This is a genomic window from Arthrobacter sp. 05T47 (assembly GCF_056395825.1).
This window is the reverse complement of record NZ_JBFTKG010000005.1, coordinates 127,883-149,499: the sequence shown is the minus strand read 5'-3', so window position 1 is coordinate 149,499 and position 21,617 is coordinate 127,883. Positions and strand designations below refer to the sequence as shown.

Annotated in this window: 20 protein-coding genes and 1 pseudogene; 12 read left to right on the top strand and 9 right to left on the bottom strand. The window is 67.8% G+C overall.

Translation table 11 applies throughout. The annotated features are described in order from the left end of the window. Both AC1DEY_RS06910 and AC1DEY_RS06905 read left to right on the top strand, forming a co-directional pair. Positions 1 to 356: pseudogene (locus tag AC1DEY_RS06910) on the top strand (serine hydroxymethyltransferase); the annotation flags it as partial. Positions 357 to 515: 159 nt separating this feature from the next. Continuing rightward, entirely contained in the window at positions 516 to 1,928 is a 1,413-nt protein-coding gene (locus AC1DEY_RS06905; RefSeq protein WP_476867297.1) for an L-serine ammonia-lyase, read from the top strand. A gap of 37 nt (positions 1,929 to 1,965) precedes the next feature. Here the strand turns inward: AC1DEY_RS06905 and AC1DEY_RS06900 are convergent, their stop codons facing one another. Further along, positions 1,966 to 2,568, bottom strand: coding sequence for a TspO/MBR family protein (locus AC1DEY_RS06900; RefSeq protein ID WP_476867296.1), 603 nt, complete (start codon positions 2,566 to 2,568; stop codon positions 1,966 to 1,968). Between the two features lie 114 nt (positions 2,569 to 2,682). Between AC1DEY_RS06900 and AC1DEY_RS06895 the strand changes: the two genes are divergently transcribed. Both AC1DEY_RS06895 and AC1DEY_RS06890 read left to right on the top strand, forming a co-directional pair. Beyond that, positions 2,683 to 3,756: a lipid II:glycine glycyltransferase FemX gene (locus tag AC1DEY_RS06895; protein WP_476867295.1), complete on the top strand. Its 1,074-nt coding sequence runs from the start codon at positions 2,683 to 2,685 to the stop codon at positions 3,754 to 3,756. 31 nt (positions 3,757 to 3,787) lie between these two features. Beyond that, complete coding sequence (locus AC1DEY_RS06890; RefSeq protein ID WP_476867294.1) at positions 3,788 to 5,284, top strand: threonine/serine exporter family protein; 1,497 nt, start codon at positions 3,788 to 3,790, stop codon at positions 5,282 to 5,284. A gap of 213 nt (positions 5,285 to 5,497) precedes the next feature. Here AC1DEY_RS06890 and AC1DEY_RS06885 read toward each other — a convergent pair whose 3' ends face one another. Together AC1DEY_RS06885 and AC1DEY_RS06880 are read right to left on the bottom strand one after the other, a co-directional pair. Continuing rightward, complete coding sequence (locus AC1DEY_RS06885; RefSeq protein ID WP_476867293.1) at positions 5,498 to 6,337, bottom strand: siderophore-interacting protein; 840 nt, start codon at positions 6,335 to 6,337, stop codon at positions 5,498 to 5,500. Between the two features lie 50 nt (positions 6,338 to 6,387). Beyond that, positions 6,388 to 7,209, bottom strand: a complete 822-nt coding sequence (locus tag AC1DEY_RS06880) for a uracil-DNA glycosylase (protein WP_476867292.1) — start codon at positions 7,207 to 7,209, stop codon at positions 6,388 to 6,390. A gap of 150 nt (positions 7,210 to 7,359) precedes the next feature. Between AC1DEY_RS06880 and AC1DEY_RS06875 the strand changes: the two genes are divergently transcribed. From AC1DEY_RS06875 to AC1DEY_RS06850, 6 genes are all read left to right on the top strand, one after another. Continuing rightward, a complete protein-coding gene (locus AC1DEY_RS06875; protein ID WP_476867291.1) occupies positions 7,360 to 7,701 on the top strand; it encodes a DUF3263 domain-containing protein in 342 nt (113 codons plus the stop codon). A 93-nt stretch (positions 7,702 to 7,794) separates the two neighbouring features. Continuing rightward, positions 7,795 to 8,418: a LytR C-terminal domain-containing protein gene (locus AC1DEY_RS06870; protein WP_476867290.1), complete on the top strand. Its 624-nt coding sequence runs from the start codon at positions 7,795 to 7,797 to the stop codon at positions 8,416 to 8,418. A 158-nt stretch (positions 8,419 to 8,576) separates the two neighbouring features. Further along, complete coding sequence (locus AC1DEY_RS06865) at positions 8,577 to 8,780, top strand: cold-shock protein (protein WP_026266832.1); 204 nt, start codon at positions 8,577 to 8,579, stop codon at positions 8,778 to 8,780. 110 nt (positions 8,781 to 8,890) lie between these two features. Continuing rightward, entirely contained in the window at positions 8,891 to 10,114 is a 1,224-nt protein-coding gene (locus AC1DEY_RS06860) for an ABC transporter substrate-binding protein (RefSeq protein ID WP_476867289.1), read from the top strand. Positions 10,115 to 10,409: 295 nt separating this feature from the next. Beyond that, on the top strand, positions 10,410 to 12,047 hold the full coding sequence (groL, locus tag AC1DEY_RS06855; protein ID WP_476867288.1) for a chaperonin GroEL: 1,638 nt from the start codon (positions 10,410 to 10,412) through the stop codon (positions 12,045 to 12,047). Between the two features lie 135 nt (positions 12,048 to 12,182). Then, positions 12,183 to 13,202 (top strand): RNase H family protein, encoded by a 1,020-nt coding sequence (locus tag AC1DEY_RS06850; RefSeq protein ID WP_476867287.1) that lies wholly within the window; start codon positions 12,183 to 12,185, stop codon positions 13,200 to 13,202. Positions 13,203 to 13,286: 84 nt separating this feature from the next. Here the strand turns inward: AC1DEY_RS06850 and AC1DEY_RS06845 are convergent, their stop codons facing one another. The 6 genes from AC1DEY_RS06845 to AC1DEY_RS06820 form a co-directional block, all read right to left on the bottom strand. Then, positions 13,287 to 13,574: a WXG100 family type VII secretion target gene (locus tag AC1DEY_RS06845; protein ID WP_476867286.1), complete on the bottom strand. Its 288-nt coding sequence runs from the start codon at positions 13,572 to 13,574 to the stop codon at positions 13,287 to 13,289. A 172-nt stretch (positions 13,575 to 13,746) separates the two neighbouring features. After that, entirely contained in the window at positions 13,747 to 15,213 is a 1,467-nt protein-coding gene (locus AC1DEY_RS06840; protein WP_476867285.1) for a sensor histidine kinase, read from the bottom strand. Positions 15,214 to 15,215: 2 nt separating this feature from the next. Beyond that, positions 15,216 to 15,926 carry a response regulator transcription factor gene (locus tag AC1DEY_RS06835; RefSeq protein WP_441409911.1) on the bottom strand — a complete coding sequence of 237 codons (711 nt, stop codon included), beginning with the start codon at positions 15,924 to 15,926 and terminating at the stop codon, positions 15,216 to 15,218. Between the two features lie 81 nt (positions 15,927 to 16,007). Next, on the bottom strand, positions 16,008 to 17,654 hold the full coding sequence (locus tag AC1DEY_RS06830) for a DNA repair helicase XPB (RefSeq protein WP_476867284.1): 1,647 nt from the start codon (positions 17,652 to 17,654) through the stop codon (positions 16,008 to 16,010). Further along, positions 17,651 to 20,146 carry a helicase-associated domain-containing protein gene (locus tag AC1DEY_RS06825; RefSeq protein ID WP_476867283.1) on the bottom strand — a complete coding sequence of 832 codons (2,496 nt, stop codon included), beginning with the start codon at positions 20,144 to 20,146 and terminating at the stop codon, positions 17,651 to 17,653. Before AC1DEY_RS06825 ends, AC1DEY_RS06830 begins: the two co-directional genes overlap by 4 nt. A gap of 10 nt (positions 20,147 to 20,156) precedes the next feature. Beyond that, positions 20,157 to 20,390, bottom strand: coding sequence for a hypothetical protein (locus AC1DEY_RS06820; RefSeq protein ID WP_476867282.1), 234 nt, complete (start codon positions 20,388 to 20,390; stop codon positions 20,157 to 20,159). Between the two features lie 177 nt (positions 20,391 to 20,567). Between AC1DEY_RS06820 and AC1DEY_RS06815 the strand changes: the two genes are divergently transcribed. After that, the gene (locus AC1DEY_RS06815) at positions 20,568 to 20,951 is read left to right on the top strand and encodes a cold-shock protein (protein WP_390205746.1); all 384 of its coding nucleotides are present in this window, start codon (positions 20,568 to 20,570) and stop codon (positions 20,949 to 20,951) included. Positions 20,952 to 20,959: 8 nt separating this feature from the next. Then, positions 20,960 to 21,607: a DUF3027 domain-containing protein gene (locus AC1DEY_RS06810; RefSeq protein WP_476867281.1), complete on the top strand. Its 648-nt coding sequence runs from the start codon at positions 20,960 to 20,962 to the stop codon at positions 21,605 to 21,607. Positions 21,608 to 21,617: the final 10 nt, after the last annotated feature.

Genomic DNA, 21,617 nt, shown 5'->3' with positions numbered 1-21,617 from the left:
AGGGGATCAACGTGATCTCCGGCGGCACCGATGTGCACCTGGTCCTGGTGGACCTGCGCGAGTGCGAGCTCAATGGGCAGGAAGCCGAGGACCGCCTCGCGGAGATCGACATCACGGTCAACCGCAACGCCGTCCCCTTCGATCCGCGCCCGCCGATGGTCACCTCGGGGCTGCGGATCGGCACCCCCGCGCTGGCCACCCGCGGCTTCGGCGAAGCGGCCTTCGCCGAGGTCGCGGACATCATCGCCGAGGCTTTGACCGCCGACGCCGGCGCGGACCTGTCGGGCCTGCGCGCCCGGGTGGAGGCCCTCGCCGCCGCCCACCCGCTCTACCCCTCGGTTGATAACCTCGCCTAAGCGACGTATGACTGAAGTAAGACACGACGCCGGGCGGGCCGCGGCCACCAGCCGCCGCCCGGCGTCGTGCATCCGGCGGAACGGCCGCCTACCGGCGGCCCGCCGCTTTCCGGCAAGACCCTCTGCCGGGCCACAGCAAGACCTAGTTAGGAACCGACCATGGCTGTTGGAGTCTTCGACCTCTTTTCTATTGGGATCGGGCCATCCAGCTCGCACACCGTGGGCCCCATGCGGGCCGCCGCCGTGTTTGCCGAAGAACTCAAGTCCCAAGGCAAGCTGGCAGAGGTGGCGTCGCTGCGGGTGGACCTCTACGGCTCCCTTGCCGCCACGGGCCACGGCCACGGCACCATGACGGCCATTTTGCTCGGACTCGAGGGCTACCATCCCGAGCTGATCCTGCCCGAGGAAGTCGAGGACCGGCTCGCCACKATCGCCGRGACCGGCACCCTGCARCTGGCCGGATCCGTGCCCCTGCCCTACGGCGTGAAGGACATCATCCTGCGCCCCCTGACCATCCTGCCCCGGCACACCAACGGCATGACGTTCACGGTCTCCGACGCCGAGGGCGAAACCGTGCACAGCGCCACGTTCTTCTCGGTGGGCGGCGGCTTCATCGTCCGCGAGGGCGAGGAAGACGCGGCCCTGAAGGAACTCGACGAGTCCAAGAAGGAACTTCCCCTGCCCTTCCGCACCGCCGCGGAACTGCTGGGACGCTGCCAGTCCAAGGGCCTCTCGATCGGCGAGATCATGCTGGTCAACGAGCGGGCCTCCCGCACCGAGACCGAGATCCGCGAAGGCCTCCTGCACATCTATTCCGTGATGGAGGGCTGCGTCGAGGTCAGCCTCAAGCGCGAAGGGCTGCTGCCCGGCGGGCTTAAGGTCCGCCGCCGCGCCCCCGACTGGCACGAGCGCCTCATGAAGGAAACCCGCGGCCAGGACCCCGACTTCCGGGACCCGAAGTACTGGCAGGAATGGGTGAACCTGATCGCCCTCGCGGTCAACGAGGAGAACGCCTCCGGCGGCCGCGTGGTCACCGCCCCCACGAACGGCGCCGCGGGCATCATCCCTGCGGTGCTCTACTACGCCCTGCACTTCGCCCCCGGCATGGACAAGGCAACCCAGGCCGACCGCGACGACGTGGTGGTCAAGTTCCTGCTGACCGCCGGTGCCATCGGGGTGCTCTACAAGGAACAGGCCTCGATCTCCGGCGCGGAGGTCGGCTGCCAGGGCGAGGTGGGTTCGGCGTCCTCGATGGCGGCCGCCGGACTGGCCGAAGTCATGGGCGGCACGCCGGCGCAGGTGGAGAACGCCGCGGAAATCGCCATGGAGCACAACCTTGGCCTGACCTGCGATCCGATCGGCGGGCTCGTCCAGGTCCCCTGCATCGAACGCAACGCGATCGCCGCGGCCAAGGCCATCAACGCCGCCAAGATGGCGCTCTGGGGCGACGGCTCGCACCGGGTCTCCCTGGACGAGGTCATCGTCACCATGCGGGAAACCGGCCGCGACATGAGCTCCAAGTACAAGGAAACCGCGATGGGCGGCCTCGCCGTGAACGTGGTGGAGTGCTAGGGAACTGACGGCGCCGGCCGGTTCGGGGTAGGCAGCGTCAGTTGTGCAGCGCCGCCCAAAGGTTCAGCGAGGACGCGAACACGATCCAGGACAGGTAGGGCAGCATCAGCAGCCCTGCCGTCCGGCTGATCGGCCCGAACAGCACCACCGTCACACCCACCGCCACAGCCAGCGCCACGATGATCCCGAACGCGATCCACAGCGCCGGTGTCCCGAGCACCGGGTACAGGGCAAAGAAGACCGGAGTCCAGAGCAGGTTCAGCACCAGCTGCACGCCGTAGGCTGTCAGGGCCGCCTTGGACCCCTCGGCATGGCTGCGCCAGATGAGCCACCCCGCGACGGCCATGGCTGCGTACAGGACTGTCCAGACCGGCCCGAAGACCCAGTTGGGCGGGGACCAGGGCGCCGTGTCCGCCGTGGCGTACCAGCCGTTGACGTGGCGGGCCGTGGCGAGGCCGCCRAGGCCCGCAACGAGCGCCGACGCGCCGAGGAACAACAGCAGCGCGACTATTTGCGATCCAGTGCCTGAGTGGGCGCCGGGGCCGGTCCCTGAGTCGGTCCCTGAGCCGGCGCCTGCGCCGCGCACCCGGCCGCCGGGCGCCCCCGGACGGCCTTCGAGCGGTTGATGCTGAGCCTGCATGAGACCAGCGTAACCGCCTGGCCCGGACCTTCGGCAGGGTCCGGACCGATAGACTTGGGGCTGCATGTCCGCATGCCGCCGAAGCTCGTACCGCAATGATTGGATACCGCACCCTTGCGCGAATTCACAGCCCGCTTTGCCTCTGCCGAGGAGATTGCCAACTGGGATGACCACGTCACCGCGAACCCCAACGGGGGCAATCTCCTGCAATCGGAAGCCTTTGCCGAGGTCAAGCAGCACTTTGGCTGGAAGCCCCTGCACCTGGTCTACGAGACGGCCGACTATACGAGCTACAACCTCATCCTGGAGAAGTCGTTTCCGCTCCTGGGCAAACTCTGGTACCTGATCAAGGGACCCGATGTGGCGTCCGTCGAGGACATCCCGGGGATCACGGCGGCCAACGCGGACTTCGTCAAGAGGGCCAAGTTGGGCGTCTTCGCGATCAAGATCGAGCCGGATATCGTCCTGTCCGAGGACGCCGCACGGATCCTCGAGGGGGCCGGCCTGGTCAAGACGCACAACCTGCAGCCCAACGACTCCACGGCACTGCTCGATATTGAGCCCGAAGAAAACCAGCTGCTGCGCAACCTCCACTCCCGGGGCCGCAATGCGGTGCGCCGCGCCATCCGTGAGGGCGTGGAGGTCCATAACGCCGAGCCCACCGAAGAGAACTTCCGGGCCATGTATGGCCTGATGACCACCACGGTGGAGGCCAAGTCCCAGGTCCGGGTGCGCGAGTATGAGTACTACCGCCAGTTCTGGACCAACTTCCTGGACCGCAAACAGGGCAGGCTGCTGTTCGTGTACGAAAACGGCGTGCCCTCGGTTGGCGCGTTCGTCATCAACTACGGCCGCAAGGGAACGTACAAAGACGGCGGCTCCCTGCAGAAGCGTGGCCAGTACGGCGACTCGCACCTCGTGCAGTGGACCGCGATCGGCCAGGTCAAGGAACTCGGCTGCACCGAATACGACTTCTGCGGCACTCCGCCGAGCGACAAGCTCAAGGACACCTCGAACCCCTTCCATGGGCTGGGCCTGTTCAAGACCAGCTTCAGCAAGACCGTGACCGACTTCGTCGGCTGCTATGACCAGGTCCTGAGCCCGCTGAAGTACAAAGCGTGGATGACGGCGGGGGAGCGCGTGGCACGCCAGCTCTATACCCGGCGCACGGGCCAGCAGTTCTACTAAATAGCCGACCAAGGACAGTGAGGAGGCCGGAATGAATAACGGAAACGACGGCCACCGCAGGCCGCCCACGGACGGCCTGCCCCGGACCCAACCGATGTCGGCCATGCAGGTGCGTCAGAACGCCGCCGCCAAGCGGATGCTGCGCCGGCTGGTCCAGGGCGAAAACCCTCCGACGGCGCCCATGAGCATCGTGGACCGCCTCGCCGGCAGCCCGTACGCCAACCCGATGATCCAGGTCGGCGGGGTGGACGCCGCAGCCCGCAAGACCATCGACTTTGCCCTGAAGCTGGCCGAATCCATGTTCCGGTACGGGGCGGGCGCCCTCGAAGTTGAGACCAGCATCATCGCGATCACCGCTGCGCTGGGGCTCAAGAACATCGAGGTGGACATCACCAACCAGTCGGTGGCCATCAACTATGCCCCGAAGGACCAGACGCCCATCTCGCTGCTGCGCGTCGTCCGGTCCTGGACCAACAACTATGCGGGCCTCTCGCAAGTGCACCAGCTGGTCACGGACATCGTGGCCGGCGGCGTCGGCCGCGAGGAAGCCTCGCGCCGGCTCGAGGAGATCACCCGAAGCCCCAAGCCGTTCCCGCGGTGGATGGTCACCGTGGCCTTCGGCGTGTTCTCTGCCGTCTTCGTCGGCGTCCTGGGCGGTGGACCGGGCGCTTCGCTGGTCGCGTTCCTCTCGAACCTGCTGGTCAGCCTCCTTGCCCGCCAGCTGGGCCGCTGGCGTACCCCGGACTTCTTCATCACCGCCTCGTGTTCGTTCCTGGTGACCATCGTGGCGCTGCTGCTGTGGCGCTTTGGCGCCCCGCTGGGGGTGCAAATAGCCCCCGAGATCGTGGTGGTTGGCGGGATCCTGCTGCTCCTGCCGACCGGACGTCTCGTGTCCTCGGTGCAGGATGCGATCAACGGCTTCCCGGTCACGGCCGCCGGCCGGTTCCTGTCCACCATGCTGACCTTCGGGGCGCTCGTGGCCGGCATCGCCGTCGGCTTCGTCGTGGGAGACATGACCGGCATGGACCCGATCGACGTCACCAAAACATTCCCGCCCAAGTATGACTTGTGGGTGGTCATCATCTTGATCGCCATTGCGGTGCTGATGATCGGCATCACCGAACAGACAAGCTTGAAGCTGCTGCTGCCGACGGCGGCAGTTGGCATCGTGGGCTATCTGGTCCTGATCGGGGGCGACGCGCTGGGCATCGGCTCCCGCTTCGCCCCGGCCCTCGCCGCGGTGGTGATCGGCCTGCTGGCCCGCGTTGTGGCCCTTCGGATGGGCGCTCCGCAGCTGGTGGTGGCAGTCCCCGCCGCCCTGATCCTGCTCCCCGGACTCACCATATTCCGCTCCATGTATGTATTGACCATCGAGGAATCGGAGATTCTCATGGGCGCCGGCGGGATGCTCAACGCCGGCGCAATCGTGCTCGGCGTCGCTGCCGGGATCGTGCTCGGTGACACCCTGGCGCGGCCCCTGACCCGGAGCCTGGCGAGCAACGAGCGGCGCAGGGCCCGCCGCCGCTAGTTCCCGCGGCTCCCGGGTGCCTGGCTGCCCTGAGGCGCCGGGTTTCCCCACTTTTGCGAGGACGCGACGGCGTGCCGGGCCGACACGCCGTCGCGTCCCGGCGTCGTGATGACAAAGGCGGGGAAACTCCGCAGCGCCAGCCCCGGCTCGCCCTTGGATCTTGCCGCGTTAGATCTTGCGCCCTTTAGATCTTCCGCTTTAGATCTTGCGCTGTTAGATCTTGCCTATCGGCAGCTTCTTCTCCGCCTGGAAGTCGTCCTCGACGCGGCCCTTGGCCCAGTAACCCGAAAGGGACACCTGGGTCCGCTCCAGCCCGCGCTGGACGTAGAGAACGTCCCGGAGGCCTTTCATGTAGCCCCGTTCGCCGTGGGCAAAGACCTGCACCCGGCCCTCGGGCCATTCGGCGTCGCGGACGGCCGTGACCAGCAGCTCGCTGTCGCCGGCGGGGGAGCCGTCGCGCAGAAGCCAGCGCAGTTCGACGCCGGCCGGACCGGTGATGGACTGGATCTCGGCGTCGCCGTCCACCTCGAGGATGGCGAGCCCGCGGGCGTCCTCCGGCAGAGACTCGATGGCGGCGGCGATGGCCGGCAGCGCGGCCTCATCCCCGGCAAACAGGTGCCAGTCAGCCGCCGGATCGGGGTTGTACCCGCCGCCCGGGCCGGTAAAGGTCAGCCGCTCGCCTGGCTGGGCCGAGGCCGCCCAGGGCCCGGCGAGGCCCTCGTCGCCGTGGATCACGAAATCGATGGCCAGTTCCTGGGCTGCGATGTCCACCCAGCGGACGGTGTAGGTCCGGGTGTGCGGCCACTGACTGCGCGGCATGGTTTCCCGGATGGCCCACAGGTCCAGCGGCTCCGGGTATTCGACGCCCGGTTGCGGAAACACGATCTTGACGTACCGGTCCACGTAGTCGTTGTTGACGTACCCGGCGAAGCCAGGGCCGCCGGCGATGATCCGGACCATGTGCGGGGAGAGTTGCTCCTTGCGCAGGACCGTCAGATCGGTCTGGGGACGCGTGTTCCGGGTGGCCGAAGTGGAGGCGGGGAGGGAGGTCATGAGGCAAGCCTAACCAAAGAACCTTGGCCGGGAGACTCGGCAGAGGCCTGTTACGGCAGCGGCGGCAGCTCCCAGTCGACCGTGCCGTTGCCTTGTTCCCGCAGCAGGGCGTTGGCCCGGCTGAAGGGCCGGGAGCCGAAGAAGCCGCGCGAGGCAGAGAGCGGGCTCGGGTGGGCGCTGGCGATCACGGCAGCAGATCCCAGCAGCGGCCTCACGGACTCGGCGTCCTTCCCCCACAGGATCACCACGAGGGCTGCGCGTCCCGCGGCGGCGTCAGCACTCACACGGGCATCGGCTGCGGGCGCGCGGTCCGCGACGGCCCGGATGGCGGCCGCCGTCACCGCCTCCCAGCCCTTGTTACGGTGCGAGCCGGCCGAGCCGGCCCGGACACTGAGCACCCTGTTGAGCAGCAGCACACCCTGCTCCGCCCAGCGGCTGAGGTCCCCGTGGACGCGCGGGGGGAAGCCGAGATCGGCCTGAAGCTCTTTGTAGATGTTCGCCAGGCTGCGTGGGATCGGCCGGGTGGCGCCGTCAACGGCGAACGAGAGCCCCACGGCGTGCCCCGGCGTCGGATAGGGATCCTGGCCCACCACCAGGACCCTGACGGCGGCCAGCGGCTGCCGGAAAGCCCGAAGCAGGTTTGCCGGCGAGGGCAGCACCGCGTGCCCGGCAGCAACCTCACCGGCGAGGAACGTCAGGGCCTCCCGCAACTGCGCTTCCACCGGCGCCAGCGCCTCCGCCCAGTCCGGGGCCACCAGCTCGCCCAGCGGCCGGCGCGCCAGGTCCGCGAAGCTGAGGCGATCGGCGGGTTCGGGTTCCAGTTCGAACAGCGCACCGGAATCAGGCTCGGAATGAAACTCGGGATTGGACACAGCCCCATTCTTCCGCAGACACCGCCCGCGCCGGCACCCGGCCGAATGACAACCCTGTCATTCGGCCGTAGCATGGGAATGGCTTTTTGCCGGATCCAACCAGCTTTTTCGGAATCAACCGGTTTTTCGGAATCAACCAGGGAGTGTGTCGTGGCCGAAACAGCGCAAGAGCACGGGATCGCGGGGGATTTTGCCGAAACCTTCGCTGCCAGCGCAGGCCTGGGCGAGGTATCCGCGGATTCTCCGCTGAGCGCCCGCGACCAGCAGATGCTGGCACTGGAGCGGCAGTGGTGGAAGTACGCCGGGGCCAAGGAACAGGCCATCCGTGAGCTGTTCGATCTTTCCGCCACGCACTACTACCAGATCCTCAATGCCCTCATCGATACCGAGGAAGCGCTGGCCCACGATCCCATGCTGGTCAAGAGATTGCGTAGACTACGTACATCACGCCAACGTGCCCGCACTGCTCGTCGTCTGGGAACAGATTCGTAAAGTAGCGTCACGCGCAGCCGGATGCGCAGCGTCCTGTTGCGCCGCTTCCGGCCTCGGGCACCCGTCTGAAATCAGCAAGGACGTCGTTTTACCATGACCAAATACGCTCGGGATGAATTTGACCGGGTCCCGGAGACCTCTGCCCGCCAGGGTGTCCACCGGGCCGTCGCAGAATCGCGCCGCCGGAGCCTGGCGCCCATCTTGGCGGCTGGCTGCGTAGCGCTGGCCATCGGCCTTGTGGCCTTCCTGATCCTGCCGAAGCTCGGATTCTCCGCAGGCCAGGCCTCGGCCGTCGGTGAGAACGCCACCGCCGCTCCGTCCGCCACGAGCCCGGCCAGCCCCAGCCCCTCGCCGACGAGCCCGGAACCCACCGCTACCGATCCGGCCTCCACAGATCCCGCGGCAGCGCCGTCGGCGACGCCCAGTATCCCCGCTGCCGGCGTGGACAAGACGCAGCCGGTGACGATTTACAACGGGACCGCCACGGCCGGCCTCGCCGGCAGGGTCGGCGGCACCGTCAGCTCCGACGGCTGGATCTTGGGCCAGACAGGAAACTGGGGCGGCGTCCCGCAGCAGACGTCGGTGATTTTCTACAGCGACGCCGAACAGAAGGGCAACGCGGAGGCGCTCGGAACGCTCCTGGGCATCGACACCCTCGTGGAGTCCACGGAGTTCAACCTGCCTCTCGTCGTGGTCCTCGGCCCCGGCTTCCAGTAGCCATTCCGGTTACGCCTCAATAACTATTAGGCCGTGGCCCTGCCCGCCGCCAACGTTCCTGGGGGACGCTGTGGGTACAGTATCTGCGGATTTCTCTTCGCAGTCCGCGGCGCACATTGAGGTGGGCCGCACGCAAGCTAGCTGAAAGTGTGGACACCATGGCACTGGGAACCGTCAAGTGGTTCAACGCCGAAAAGGGCTACGGCTTCATCACCGTGGACGGTTCCGAAAACGACGTCTTCGTGCACTGGTCCGCGATCGTCGGCGAGGGCTACCGCGCCCTGGATGAGGGCCAGCGGGTGGAGCTGGAAGTCGGCGAGGGCGAAAAAGGCCCGCAGGCCGAAAGCGTCCGGCCCGCCTAGTGGCACTGGCCGCGCTCAAAAACACCCCGCGGGACTCCTCAGCACGCCTGAAGGGAATACGCCCGAAGGGACCACTGCCGGTGGGCCGCGCCCTGGCGGTTGGAACAGCCATGGCACTGGCCCTGACGGGCTGCCTGGGACCTGCCGGCAGCGCCCGCCTGGCCAGCGCCGACGCGAGCGGTGACGGCACTTTGCGCATCGGCCTGATCCTGGACAGCACCGGGAGGCAGAACTTCCTGAATGCCCCGCAGCTCGCGGCGGCCAAGCTCGCCGTCAAGGAGATCAACGCTGCCGGCGGCCACAAGGGCAAACCGGTGGAGCTCCTGCCGGAAACCATCAGCGCGGACACCGCAGCCCAGGCCAAAGCGCTGGTCGCCGCGAAGGCCGACGTCGTGATCGGTCCCACCGACTCCAGCCGTGCCCCTGCCGCCATCGACGTGCTGGCCAACGCCAAGGTAGCGGTCATCTCGCCGGCCAACGCCGCCGGTGCGCTCAGCAACTACAAGAGCGGCGGCTACTATTTCCGCACCGCCGCGGCCGACATCGCCCAGGCGTCCGTCCTGGCCAAGCTCGCCAAGGACGGCGGCGCCARGACCMTGGCMGTGGTGCACGAGGAAGGCGGCTACGGCAAAGACGTCGCCGCAGCCGTTGTCGGTGCGGCGAAACAGTCCGGAATGGAAGTCCTGGCCGACCCGGAGTTCACGCCCGGCCAGGCGCAGCAGGCTGCCGCCGCCGCGAAGGCCGTAAATCCCGACGCCGTGGTCCTGGTCTCCAGGGACGGCGCGCAGGGTGCCATCGCCGAACTGAACAATGCCGGCCTTGCCGGCAAGAAACTGGTGCTCAGCGACGGGGCGGTCAGCCGGTACGGCACCGGACTGGGAGCGCGGGCCCTCGACGGCGCACGCGGAATCCTGCCCGGCGTGTTTCCCTCCGCCGCCTTCCAGAAGGACCTCGTTGCCGTTGATCCCGGGCTCAAGGACATGGTGTTCGCCGCCGAGACGTACGACGCCGTCATCCTGGCCGCCGTCGCTGCCGCCGCGGCACAGGACGACGCCGGAACCTCCATCGCGGCGTCCCTCGTCACGGTCTCCGGCGGGGCAGCGCAAGCCGCCCAGCAAGCCAGCCAGCCCGCGAGCAAGACGTGCACGAGCTACAAGGATTGCGTCGATGCCCTCCGGGCAGGCCAGCGCCCGGACTATGACGGCCAATCCGGCCGGATCAACTTTGATTCCCACGGCGACATCACCGAAGCGAACTACATGGTCTACACCTACGGCCAGGACAATCTGGCCACGATGACCGGAACGGAAGCCGCCAGCAGCAGCGGCGGCTGATCGCTCCTAGCGTATTGTGCCCGCGTGGCGGGCCGTTCGGGCCGGCCACTGCTTGCACTCTCCCCGGGGGAGTGCTAATTATTGAGTTAGCACTCCAGCGCACTGACTGCTAACACGACGCCCGGTCCGCCCGGCCGCGGAGTGGGGCAGCCGGTCCAGGAGCTAAAGGAACACCTTGCTGGGGTGAGATCCCGGACCCGGCGGCATACAGAGGCCGCAGGGCAGGGATCGTCCGTCGCGGGCACCACAGCGAAGGTTCATTCTTAACGACTGTCCCGAAAGGACTACTGCCGTTATGGCCAAGATCATTGCATTTGATGAAGAGGCACGCCGCGGTCTTGAGCGGGGCCTGAACATCCTCGCCGACGCCGTCAAGGTCACCCTCGGCCCGCGGGGACGCAACGTCGTCCTCGAAAAGAAGTGGGGCGCCCCCACGATCACCAACGATGGTGTTTCCATCGCCAAGGAGATCGAGCTGGACGATCCTTACGAGAAGATCGGCGCCGAGCTGGTCAAGGAAGTTGCCAAGAAGACGGACGACGTCGCAGGCGACGGCACCACCACGGCAACCGTGCTGGCACAGGCCCTCGTCAAGGAAGGCCTGCGCAACGTCGCGGCCGGCGCTGACCCGCTGTCCCTCAAGCGCGGCATCGAGAAGGCTGTTGAAGCCGTCACGGTCGAGCTCCTGGCCTCCGCCAAGGAAATCGAGACCAAGGAAGAGATCGCCGCCACCGCGTCCATCTCCGCCGGCGACAACGAGATCGGCGCCCTGATCGCCGAAGCCCTCGACAAGGTCGGCAAAGAAGGTGTCATCACCGTCGAGGAGTCCAACACCTTCGGCCTCGAGCTGGAGCTCACCGAAGGCATGCGCTTCGACAAGGGCTACATCTCCGCGTACTTCGTCACCGACGCCGAGCGCCAGGAAACGGTCCTTGAGGATCCGTACATCCTGATCGTCAACTCCAAGATCTCCAACGTTAAGGAACTGGTTGCTGTCCTGGAAAAGGTCATGCAGTCCAACAAGCCGCTGCTGATCATTGCCGAGGACATCGAGGGCGAGGCCCTGGCCACCCTGATCGTCAACAAGATCCGCGGCACCTTCAAGTCCGTTGCCGTCAAGGCTCCGGGCTTCGGCGACCGCCGCAAGGCCCAGCTGGCCGACATCGCCATCCTCACCGGTGGCCAGGTCATCTCCGAGGAAGTCGGCCTCAAGCTTGAGACCGCCGGACTCGAACTCCTCGGCAAGGCCCGCAAGGTTGTTGTCACCAAGGACGAGACCACCATCGTCGAGGGTGCAGGCGACGCCGACCAGATCGCCGGCCGCGTGTCCCAGATCCGCGCCGAAATCGAGAACTCGGATTCCGACTACGACCGCGAGAAGCTGCAGGAGCGCCTGGCCAAGCTGGCCGGCGGCGTTGCAGTCATCAAGGCCGGCGCGGCAACCGAGGTCGAGCTCAAGGAACGCAAGCACCGCATTGAGGACGCCGTCCGCAACGCAAAGGCTGCTGTCGAAGAGGGCATCGTCGCCGGCGGTGGCGTTGCCCTGATCCAGGCCGGCGCCAAGGCGTTTGCGAACCTGCAGCTCTCCGGCGACGAAGCAACGGGTGCGAACATCGTCCGCGTTGCCATCGACGCCCCGCTGAAGCAGATCGCCTTCAACGCCGGTCTCGAGCCCGGCGTCGTGGTGGACAAGGTCCGCGGCCTGCCCGCAGGCCACGGCCTCAACGCAGCCACCGGCGAGTACGTCGACCTGCTGGCCGCCGGCATCAACGACCCGGTCAAGGTAACCCGCTCTGCCCTGCAGAACGCGGCTTCCATCGCCGGCCTGTTCCTCACCACCGAGGCCGTTGTGGCCGACAAGCCCGAGAAGGCTGGCGCCCAGATGGGCGGCGGCGACGACATGGGCGGCATGGGCGGCATGGGCGGTTTCTAACCCCCCCCGTTCCAGCCACCACAGGCTGTTCGACGGCGGCGGTCCCACCTTCGGGTGGGGCCGCCGCCGCCGGTTAAGCGCCCTTCCTGGCGGACACCGTCCGTGGGCGTCGGCGGGGTCTGGCAGGATRGWTCAGTGACGATTACAGCAGCGGCCGACGGTTCGGCCTTAGGAAATCCCGGTCCGGCCGGCTGGGCCTGGTACGTGAATGACGACTGCTGGCGGGCCGGCGGATGGCCCCACGGCACCAACAACCAGGGCGAATTGATGGCGGTGCTGGACCTGTTCCGGGCAACGGCCCATGTGCCCGGCGAAGACCTGCTGATCCTCTGCGACAGCCAGTACGTCATCAACGCCGTGACCAAGTGGATGCCGGGCTGGAAGCGCAAGGGCTGGCGCAAGGCCGACGGCAAGCCGGTGCTGAACGTGGACCTCCTCAAGGACATCGACCAGGCGCTCGTGGGCCGCAAATACACCTTCGAATGGGTGCGGGGCCATGCGGGGCACGAGCTGAACGAAGCGGCGGACGACCGTGCCCGGGCGGCAGCCACCGCATACCAGCAGGGCGTGGCCGTCCGTCAGGGCCCCGGATTCGGGACAGCGGCAGACGGGACGGCACCGGCCGCCGCCGCGGACTCCACGGCCGCGCAGGCGCCGCAGACGACCTTGCAGGCAGCCCCGCAGCAGGCCGTGCGGCCGGCCCGGGCCACGGCGCCCTCCGGCCAACAGGAACTCTTTGGCGCGGCAGGCACCTTCGACGAGCCGGACCTGTTCAGCGAACTCGAGGACGAACCGGCCGCGGCCCTGGCGGAGAGCCGCCCCGAAGCCGTGGTCGAGTCGCTCGAGCGGGAACTGCTCCAGCCGGAAACCCGGGCAGACCTGGGCCGCACGGCAGTTCTGCTCCACCCCGACTTCACCGAAATCGGCAGCTCCGGACGCCTCTGGACCCGCGACGCCATGATGATGGCGCTGGAGGACAACCCGGGCGGACCCGTGGAACTGGAACTCCTGGGCGCGGATCGTCTGGGTGAGAAGACCGTGCTCTTGACCTACCGCAGCCACACGCGCGAGGGATCKGCCCTGCGCAGCTCCCTGTGGGTCCTTGAAGGCGCGCAATGGCGGCTCCGCTTCCATCAGGGCACACCCGAGGCCTGAGAGCCGAGGCCTGAGGCCCAGGGGGAGGAGAACCAGGCCGAGGCCCGCGCGAAGACCGTGGGGCCCTGATGGGGCCTCTGAAGCTCACGTGAAGCGCTGCGCGTTGCCCAGTTCCGCCTGGGCGTAGGTGGCCGCCGCGGAATTCAGCGCGAGGTTGATCGACGCCAGGGAGGCCTCCACCCTGGCCTGGGTCAGTGTCCACTCGGCCACGAGGTTCTGGAAGTTCGTCGCCGCGGAGCCGCGCCAGCTGCCCTGAAGCTCGTCCAGCCCACGCTTCATGGCGTGGACGTCCGCGCTGATCCGTTCCACCGTGGCCTGCACGTTCGCGGATTTCAGCTGGAGGAGTTCCGTGTCGACGGAGATGATGCTCATGGCAATGCCCTCTCGAACGTTCGGGGAGGCGGCCACGGCCCGGCGGAGCACGGTGAATGCCAGCGACGAGAGTCGGCGGCAGGAACCCGGAGGGAGCGACGGCCTCATCCGGATCTTCCGGACACCCCGAGCGTAGGCGGGCAGCGCCCGGCCCGGACACCGCCGTCGGGTCCTATGTGGACAAGTCTGCCGGGGAGAGTTCGTTGGCGTCCTCGTCCAGGAACGGGATGCTGACCACCAAGGTGGCCCCGCCCCCCTCAGTCTGCCCGACCCGCACGGATCCGGCATGCGAGCCGACAATGGCCGCCACGATCGCCAGGCCCAGTCCGCTGCCGCCGGTTTCACGGGTACGCGAGGTGTCCGCCCGGTAGAAGCGCTCGAAGATCCGGGCCGCCTCTTCCTCCGGGACGCCCGGACCGTGGTCCCGGACCTCGATCACGGACTGCCGTGCTCCGTCCGGGGCCGTCCGGACCCCGACGCCTATTTCGATCGGGGTTCCCTCGGGCGTGTACCGCAGGGCATTGCCCACGAGGTTGCTGACCACCTGGCGCAGCTTGGCTTCATCGCCGAGCACAGGGGCGGCTGCCGGGCCCGCCCCGTCAAGCCCGGTGAGGGTGATGGCGCGCTTGCGGTCGGTGGCCTGCGTGTCCACCACAGCGTCGTTGGCCAGCAGCAGCAGATCCGCCGGTTTCTGCTGCAGCGGGCGCTGCTCATCGATCCTGGCCAGCAGCAGCAGGTCTTCCACCATGGCCCCCATGCGCTTGGCTTCGCTCTCGATCCGCCCCATGGCCGTGGCCACGTCCTCCGGGGTGGACAGCGCTCCATGCCGGTACAGCTCGGAGAATCCCCGGATGGTCACGAGCGGGGTGCGCAGTTCGTGAGAGGCGTCTGCGGCGAAGCGGCGCATGCGTTCCTCGGACGCCATCCGGGCGGCGAACGCTGCCTCAATGTGCGCCAGCATGGCATTGAGCGAGCTCCCGAGCCTTCCCACTTCGGTGTTGGGGTTTTCGATTTCCACGCGTCTGGAGAGGTCTCCGGCGGCGATCGCGGCGGCCGTCTTCTCCACCCGCGCCAGCGGCCGGAAGGATCGCGAGACGGTCCATGTGGCGATGAAGAATGCCAGCACGAGGGTCAGCAGGCCCACCCCGACGACAACCAGGGCGGCATGTTCCATGACGGAATCGACGGGGCCCAGCGGCAGCCCGATGATGACGACCGCACTGCGCTGGTTGTTGTCCACGACGCTCAGGGCCACAACCCTCCAGTTGCCGCCTTCGGTCCCGCGGACCTGGAAAGGTATCTGCTGGCGTTCCCGGGCCTCCACCGCGGAAAAGGTGTTAATGGCGGGGTGGGAGTCCTTGTCGCCACCGAACGGAATGGGCGGCAGGCCCGGGTTGAAGAGCATCAGTGAGTAGTCGGTGGGAACGGTGGAGCTGGTCTCCTGCAACTGGCTGAAGGACTGCTGCTGGCGCACGGATTCGACGGCGGCCCGGAGCTTGTCATCCACCTGGCCCTGCAGGAAGCTGTGCAGCAGCGTCAGCGTGCCCGCGCCCGTGGCCGTGAGCGCCACCAGCATCAGCGCCATCATGATGGCCACGAGCTGCGAGCGCAGCGAAGCCGATTTCCAGCGGTGCAGCAAGGTCAGCGCTTCTCGGCAGTCCGCAGAACGTAGCCGACGCCGCGCTTGGTCTGGATCAGTGCAGGGGCATCCGGGTCGATGTCCACCTTGCGGCGCAGGTAGGAGATGTAGGACTCCACAATCGAGGCGTCGCCGTTGAAGTCGTATTCCCACACGTGGTCGAGGATCTGGGCCTTGGACAGGACACGGTTCGGGTTCAGCATCAGGTAGCGCAGGAGCTTGAACTCAGTGGGGGACAGCTCGATCACGGTTCCGCCGCGGCGGACCTCGTGGGCGTCGTCGTCGAGTTGGAGGTCATCGACCCGGATCACGGCGTCGTCGTCGACCTGGGGCTGCGTGCGCCGAAGTACCGCGCGGATGCGGGCTACCACCTCGTCGAGGCTGAAGGGTTTGGTGACGTAGTCGTCCCCGCCCACCGTCAGGCCGGTGACTTTGTCCTCGGTGTCGTCCTTGGCCGTGAGGAACAGGACAGGGAAGTGTTTGCCGGCGGCGCGCAGGCGGCGGGTGACCGTGAAGCCGTCCATGTCCGGCAGCATGACGTCCAGCACGGCCAAATCGGGGGAGTGCTCCTCGGCAGCAGCCAGCGCCTCGCGTCCGCTGCCGGCCGAGACGACCTCGAAACCGGCGAAGCGCAGGGACGTTGAAAGCAGTTCGCGGATGTTGGGTTCATCATCGACGACGAGCAGCTTGGCTTCGGGACCGTTCTTCTTCATGTTCCCATGATGCTCCCAGACTCTGGGAGTTTTCTGAATGAAATATGTGTGTTGAATGGGCCGTACCCGCCCGAATAAGGCCTAGCCGACGGTGCCGACGTCCTTGGCGTCCATGATCCGGTAGGCGTAGCCCTGCTCGGCGAGGAAACGCTGCCGCTTCGCGGCGAAGTCCTGGTCCAGGGTGTCCCGGGCCACCAGCGAATAGAACCTGGCGGCGCGGCCATCCTTCTTCGGGCGCAGCAGCCGGCCCAGGCGCTGGGCCTCCTCCTGGCGGGAACCGAACGAACCGGAGACCTGGATCGCGACCGAGGCCTCTGGCAGGTCGATCGAGAAGTTGGCCACCTTGGACACCACCAGGGTGTGCACCTCTCCGGCGCGGAAGGCGTCGAAGAGCCGCTGGCGTTCCTTGACCGAGGTGTCACCCTTGATCACGGGCGCGTTGAGGCGCTCGCCGATCTCGTCGAGCTGGTCGATGTACTGACCAATCACCAGCAGCTGCTCTCCGGCATGCTCGGCAACGAGTTCCTCCACCACCCGGGTCTTCGTCTCGGACGTGGCGCACAGCCGGTACTTGTCCGCGTCCTCGGCCATGGCATAGGCCACGCGTTCGTCGCGCGGCAGATCCACCCGGACCTCCACACAATCGGCGGGCGCAATGTAGCCCTGGCTCTCAATGTCCTTCCATGGCGCGTCGTAGCGCTTCGGACCGATCAGGCTGAAGACCTCTCCCTCCCGGCCGTCCTCCCGCACCAACGTGGCCGTGAGCCCCAGCCGGCGCCGGGCCTGCAGGTCAGCCGTCATCCTAAAGATCGGCGCCGGCAGCAGGTGGACCTCGTCGTAGATGATCAGGCCCCAGTCATTGCCGTCCACGAGCTCCAGGTGCGGATACAGGCCGCCGCGCTTGGTGGTCAGCACCTGGTAGGTGGCGATCGTGACCGGACGGACTTCCTTGACGGAACCCGAGTACTCGCCGATCTCCTCCTCGGTCAGCGACGTGCGCTTGAGCAGCTCGTCCTTCCACTGCCGCGCGGCGACGGTGTTGGTCACCAGGATCAGCGTCGTGGTGGAGCTGGTGGCCATGGCGGCCGCACCCACCAGCGTCTTGCCGGCGCCGCAGGGAAGGACGACGACGCCGCTGCCGCCGGCCCAGAAGTTCTCCGCGGCCAGTTGCTGGTAGGGGCGGAGCTTCCAGCCGGTCTCGTTGAGCATGATGGGGTGCGGCGTACCGTCCACGTACCCGGCCAGGTCCTCGGCCGGCCAGCCGATCTTGAGCAGCAGCTGTTTGAGCTGGCCGCGCTGGGAGGAATGCACCACCACGGTCTCGCCGTCGATCCGCGGCCCGAGCAGCGGGGCGATCTTCTTGGCACGGCTGACTTCCTCCAGCACCGGGTAGTCGGACGTGCGCATGACCAGGCCGTGCTGCGGATCCTTCTCCAGCCGGAGCCGGCCGTACCGGGACATGGTCTCTTCGACGTCGATCAGCAGCGAGTGGGGCACGGGAAAACGGGAGTACTTGAGCAGGGTGTCCAGCACCTTCTCCGCATCCAGCCCGGCTGCCCGGGCGTTCCACAGGCCCAGCGGCGTCAACCGGTAGCTGTGCACATGCTCCGGGGCCCGTTCCAGCTCGGCGAACGCCGCGATGGCGTGCCGTGCCTCCGTTGCGAGTTCGTGGTCGACCTCCAGCAGGATGGTTTTGTCACTTTGGACGATCAGGGGCCCGTCATTCACTGGAGCATTTCCTCTGTGGCTTCTACGTCGATAATCCGGTGGATGGACAGGACCCGCTCGATCTCCTTGTCCGGATCGAACACCCGCACACGCCCGCCATTCACAGCTACCGGAACAACAGTCTCGCGGCTGGCATTCCCCATGCCGTCCACGACGTTCATGATCACCCGCTGCCTGAGGCGGATCGCTTTCAGCAGGGTCTCGAGCCCCAGCTGTGTCGCTTCCTCGCTGCCCGGGGCGGCCGGCGTCGGGTGAGCGCCGGCGGAGCCGGGTGCCCGGGACCCGTCACCCCGCAGCACGGCCAGCTGGGCGTCGATGTCGGCCTCCGGCGGTGCCGTCCGCGGGGCGGTGTAGACCGGCCGGCCGCCGCCGGGAACCGAGGTGCTGCGGCGCAGCCGGATGACGCCGGATCCTGCTTCCTCCAGGACGGGGGCGAGTCCCAGGCCCCTGAGAACCTGGGCGGCTTCCCGCGGCGCGGCATGTGAGATGACCACGGTGGGCGCGATGCGCACCAACCCGAGTCCGGCGGCCGCCGGGGCGTTGAGCAACTCCAGCAGTGCAGCCTCGTCCTCGCTTTGGATGAAACTGGCGGCAGCCCCCACCCGGAGCCGGGAGTGGCGTGCGGCAGTGTCCTCGATCAAGTATTGGAGAGGCTGAGGGATGGCCGTGGCCGAATGCTGGCGCAGGAAGTCCAGCATCGCCGCGGCGTCCTGGCCGGCGTCGAGGGCCCGGCGGACCGAGGCGACGGAGAATCGGTAGATGGTGGCCGGTCCCTGTCCCTCGGCCGCGGCCATGGTGAGGAGCTGTTCGCTCAGTTCGGGGTCGAGGTAGCCCGGCGCCACCGCCGTCAGGTCCGCCTGCAGCAGCACGTGCTGCAGCGCCGCCGGCAGGTGTTCGCCCAGGATCCCCAAGGCATCATCCGGCCGTTCGGCGGCGATTGCGGAACCCAGCTGGCTGAGCGCCCCGGAGCCGATCAGGCCGAGCATCTCGGCCTCCGTGAGGATGCCGCGGATCAGCGAGCTGAAACGCCGGGCCATCCGGGGCTGCGCCCACTCGGCACGTTCCAGCACGGCGGCGGCATTGAGGACTGGAGCCTGCCCGTCGGGCGCCGCTGCCTCCAGGGTGAGTTCGTTCAGGATCTCCAGGACCCGTTTGCGGACCACCGGGGCGTCGGGCCGCTGCGCCTCGGCGGAGAGCGCATTGATGGTGGTCCCGGCCGCGCCCCGGTGGCCGGCGCCCGGGGCGGCGGCATTCACGGGCTGGCCCACGAGGGAGGGCGCCCGCTCGCTGGCCAGCCAGGCATTGACCAGCCAGAGCCACTGTTCCTGGCGCGGCAGCGCCAGCCATTCCAGCTGCGGCGGCTGCACCCACGCGGAGCTGTCGACGTCCAGCCGCAGCAGGCCGGCCATGGCGCAAAGCTCCGCGAGTACGCCGGCCGGGTGCACCTCGATCCGCAGGGAATCCGCCAGCCGCTTCATCTCCCGGACCCCGACGCCGCCGCTGCGCAGCGTCGCCAGGGGCTGTTCACGCACCGTGTAGAGCACCTCGCCCACGAGCCGCAGCGTCTCGGCGATGGCGCCCAACGCGGCGTTCCGGCGCAGCCCTGCGCTTGTCTGGCCAAGCTGGGGGACCGGTGGCACCAGGGAAAAGTCTTCAATGACAAAGCCGCCACGCAGGGACACTCCCACGCTGTGCGGCAGTTCGACGTGGGCGGCGTCCAGGGGTACCAGCAGCCCCCGCGCCAGGAGCCAGTCCACCGGGCCGACGTCGGCGCTTTCGTGGAGCACGGAAGCGCGGCGTTGCGCCTGGGGAACGGCGCCCATGGCCCAGTTTCCGAACCGGGCCAGGAGGGCGGCGGTCCGCTCCGGTGCGGTGGTCAGGATCTGGTGGAGCGATTCCGGTGTAGCCGTCCAATGCTGGAGCGACAAGGCCGCTTCCATCGGTGTGGTGGCGGGGGAAACGGACTCCCCGCCACGGTGCAGCTCGCCGACCAGCTGCACGACGCGCTGCGCAAAGGCCGGCTGGAGCCGCACGAGCTCGGTGTAGCTGCGGCCCAGCCCTGCGGGATAAATCCCGATCACGTCCTTGAGGCTGCCGACCGGAAGGTAGTGCCGCTGCTTGGCTCCGGCGGGAGTCACCCCGTGCGGTGGATCGGCACGGTGGACGAGGGCCAGTTCCTGCAAAGAATGGACCAGGCGGTCGATGGCGGCCACCGACGCGCCATTGATCAGTTTCTTCAGCATCGGCGCCGAAGCGCTGTGTCCGGTATCGGCGTTGGTGCACAGGTGCAGGGTTTCCAGGACCTGCATTTGCGGGCGGTTGAGCCGCTCGAGGGCCCGCTGCACGCTGACGCGGCCGCTGGCCCGGGCGGCGAGGGCGGCGAAGTCCGGGACGCCGGGAGAAATCAGGTCCGGCCGCGCGGAGAACAAGGCCCGCAACGATTCGTCGCTTCGTGCCTGAAGTTCCTTGCTGAGCGCGCGGATGAGGGACATCGCTCCAACGTTACCTTTCGCCGGGCCCGCGCGGGCGGCGCCGGGCCACCACCGCATCCATAACCAGTGCGAGCATGAGCAGGAATGCCACCGGGAGCCCGTAAAGGGCCGTGGAGGTAATCCAGGCCGGCGCCACGACATTGTTGAAGGCCATGACCATGACGGCGCCGACGGCAAGGAGGGACAGCACAGCAAGGGTGGCCGCAGCGATCATGAAGGGCCGCCGGTAACGCATCAGTGTCATGTGGGCAACGCTAACAGTCCGGCATCCCCCGCGCCTCAAACCACTAAATTGAACTTGGCAGGATAACCTTGGAGGTACAGACCAACACGGTCCGGGCAGTCACACCCTGAACCCGCGTAACCATGCGGATGCGGTGACCGCCGGCCGTGTCCCCGCAGAACGAAGAAGGTTGATTACGTGCCTACCGGCAAGGTCAAGTGGTATGACAAGGAAAAAGGCTTCGGATTCCTCGCTGGCGAGGACGGCCAGGAAGTCTTCCTGCCCAAGTCCGCCCTGCCCGAGGGTGTCAGTGAGCTCAAGGCCGGAACGCGCGTCGAATTTGGTGTAGCCGACGGGCGGAAGGGTGCCCAGGCCCTCGGCCTGCGCGTGCTGGACAAGACTCCGTCCATCGCCAAGGCGAAGCGGCCCAGCGCCAGGGACCTTGCCCCGCTGGTGCAGGACCTCGTTACCGTGCTGGACAACCTGTCTGGGACCCTGTCCGCGGGCAAGTACCCGGAAGGCAACAAGGGCAAGGCGATCGCAGCGGCCCTCCGTAAGGTTGCCGACGAGCTGGACGTATAGGGCTCTTGATGACTCAGGAACCTGATCAGTTGCCGGCCGCCGGCTCCTCGGTGCCTGCCGGATCCAAGGGAACCGGCTCCAAACACGCAACCCGCCCGCGCGCCGGCGTCCCCGTCTGGCGCACCGGCAAGCCTGACGCCTTCCTTGCCGCCGCCGTCGACGTCGCCCGCACCGCCGTGGAAGGCATCGCCCCCGCCGAGCAGATCGGCGAGCACATCGGTGCCCGCAGCGAGGGCGACCGCCTGGTGACCCACCTCTTCGAATCCAAGCTTCCCGGCTATCTGGGCTGGCAGTGGTACGCGGTGCTGACCCGCAACTCGCGCTCAAAGGTGGTCACGGTGGACGAACTGGGCCTGCTGCCCTCGGAGGACTCCATCCTCGCGCCGGCCTGGGTTCCGTGGGCCGAGCGGGTCCGCCCGGAAGACGCGCAGGCTGACGAGGCCGCCGACGAGGCGGCCGGCATCGAAACGCCGTCACAGGCGCCCGACGCCGTCGGCGAGCAGGACGCCGCTGACGACGACGGCGAGCAGACCGCTGACGAGCAGACCGCTGACGACGACGACGAGCCGACCTCTGATCAGCAGAACGCTGACCGGCAGGATGCCGACCAGCACGACGCCGACGATGAGCGGGAACGCTTCGCGGAGGCCGACTAACGGTTGGAAG

What these genes read in the sequence shown, in the direction of transcription:
- AC1DEY_RS06890 (WP_476867294.1), top strand. Translation starts at nt 3,788, where the DNA reads ATGAATAACGGAAACGACGGCCACCGCAGGCCGCCCACGGACGGCCTG.
- AC1DEY_RS06810 (WP_476867281.1), top strand. Translation starts at nt 20,960, where the DNA reads ATGACTCAGGAACCTGATCAGTTGCCGGCCGCCGGCTCCTCGGTGCCT.
- AC1DEY_RS06865 (WP_026266832.1), top strand. Translation starts at nt 8,577, where the DNA reads ATGGCACTGGGAACCGTCAAGTGGTTCAACGCCGAAAAGGGCTACGGC.
- AC1DEY_RS06835 (WP_441409911.1), bottom strand. Translation starts at nt 15,926, where the DNA reads ATGAAGAAGAACGGTCCCGAAGCCAAGCTGCTCGTCGTCGATGATGAA.
- AC1DEY_RS06845 (WP_476867286.1), bottom strand. Translation starts at nt 13,574, where the DNA reads ATGAGCATCATCTCCGTCGACACGGAACTCCTCCAGCTGAAATCCGCG.
- groL (WP_476867288.1), top strand. Translation starts at nt 10,410, where the DNA reads ATGGCCAAGATCATTGCATTTGATGAAGAGGCACGCCGCGGTCTTGAG.
- AC1DEY_RS06820 (WP_476867282.1), bottom strand. Translation starts at nt 20,390, where the DNA reads ATGACACTGATGCGTTACCGGCGGCCCTTCATGATCGCTGCGGCCACC.
- AC1DEY_RS06825 (WP_476867283.1), bottom strand. Translation starts at nt 20,146, where the DNA reads ATGTCCCTCATCCGCGCGCTCAGCAAGGAACTTCAGGCACGAAGCGAC.
- AC1DEY_RS06885 (WP_476867293.1), bottom strand. Translation starts at nt 6,337, where the DNA reads ATGACCTCCCTCCCCGCCTCCACTTCGGCCACCCGGAACACGCGTCCC.
- AC1DEY_RS06870 (WP_476867290.1), top strand. Translation starts at nt 7,795, where the DNA reads ATGACCAAATACGCTCGGGATGAATTTGACCGGGTCCCGGAGACCTCT.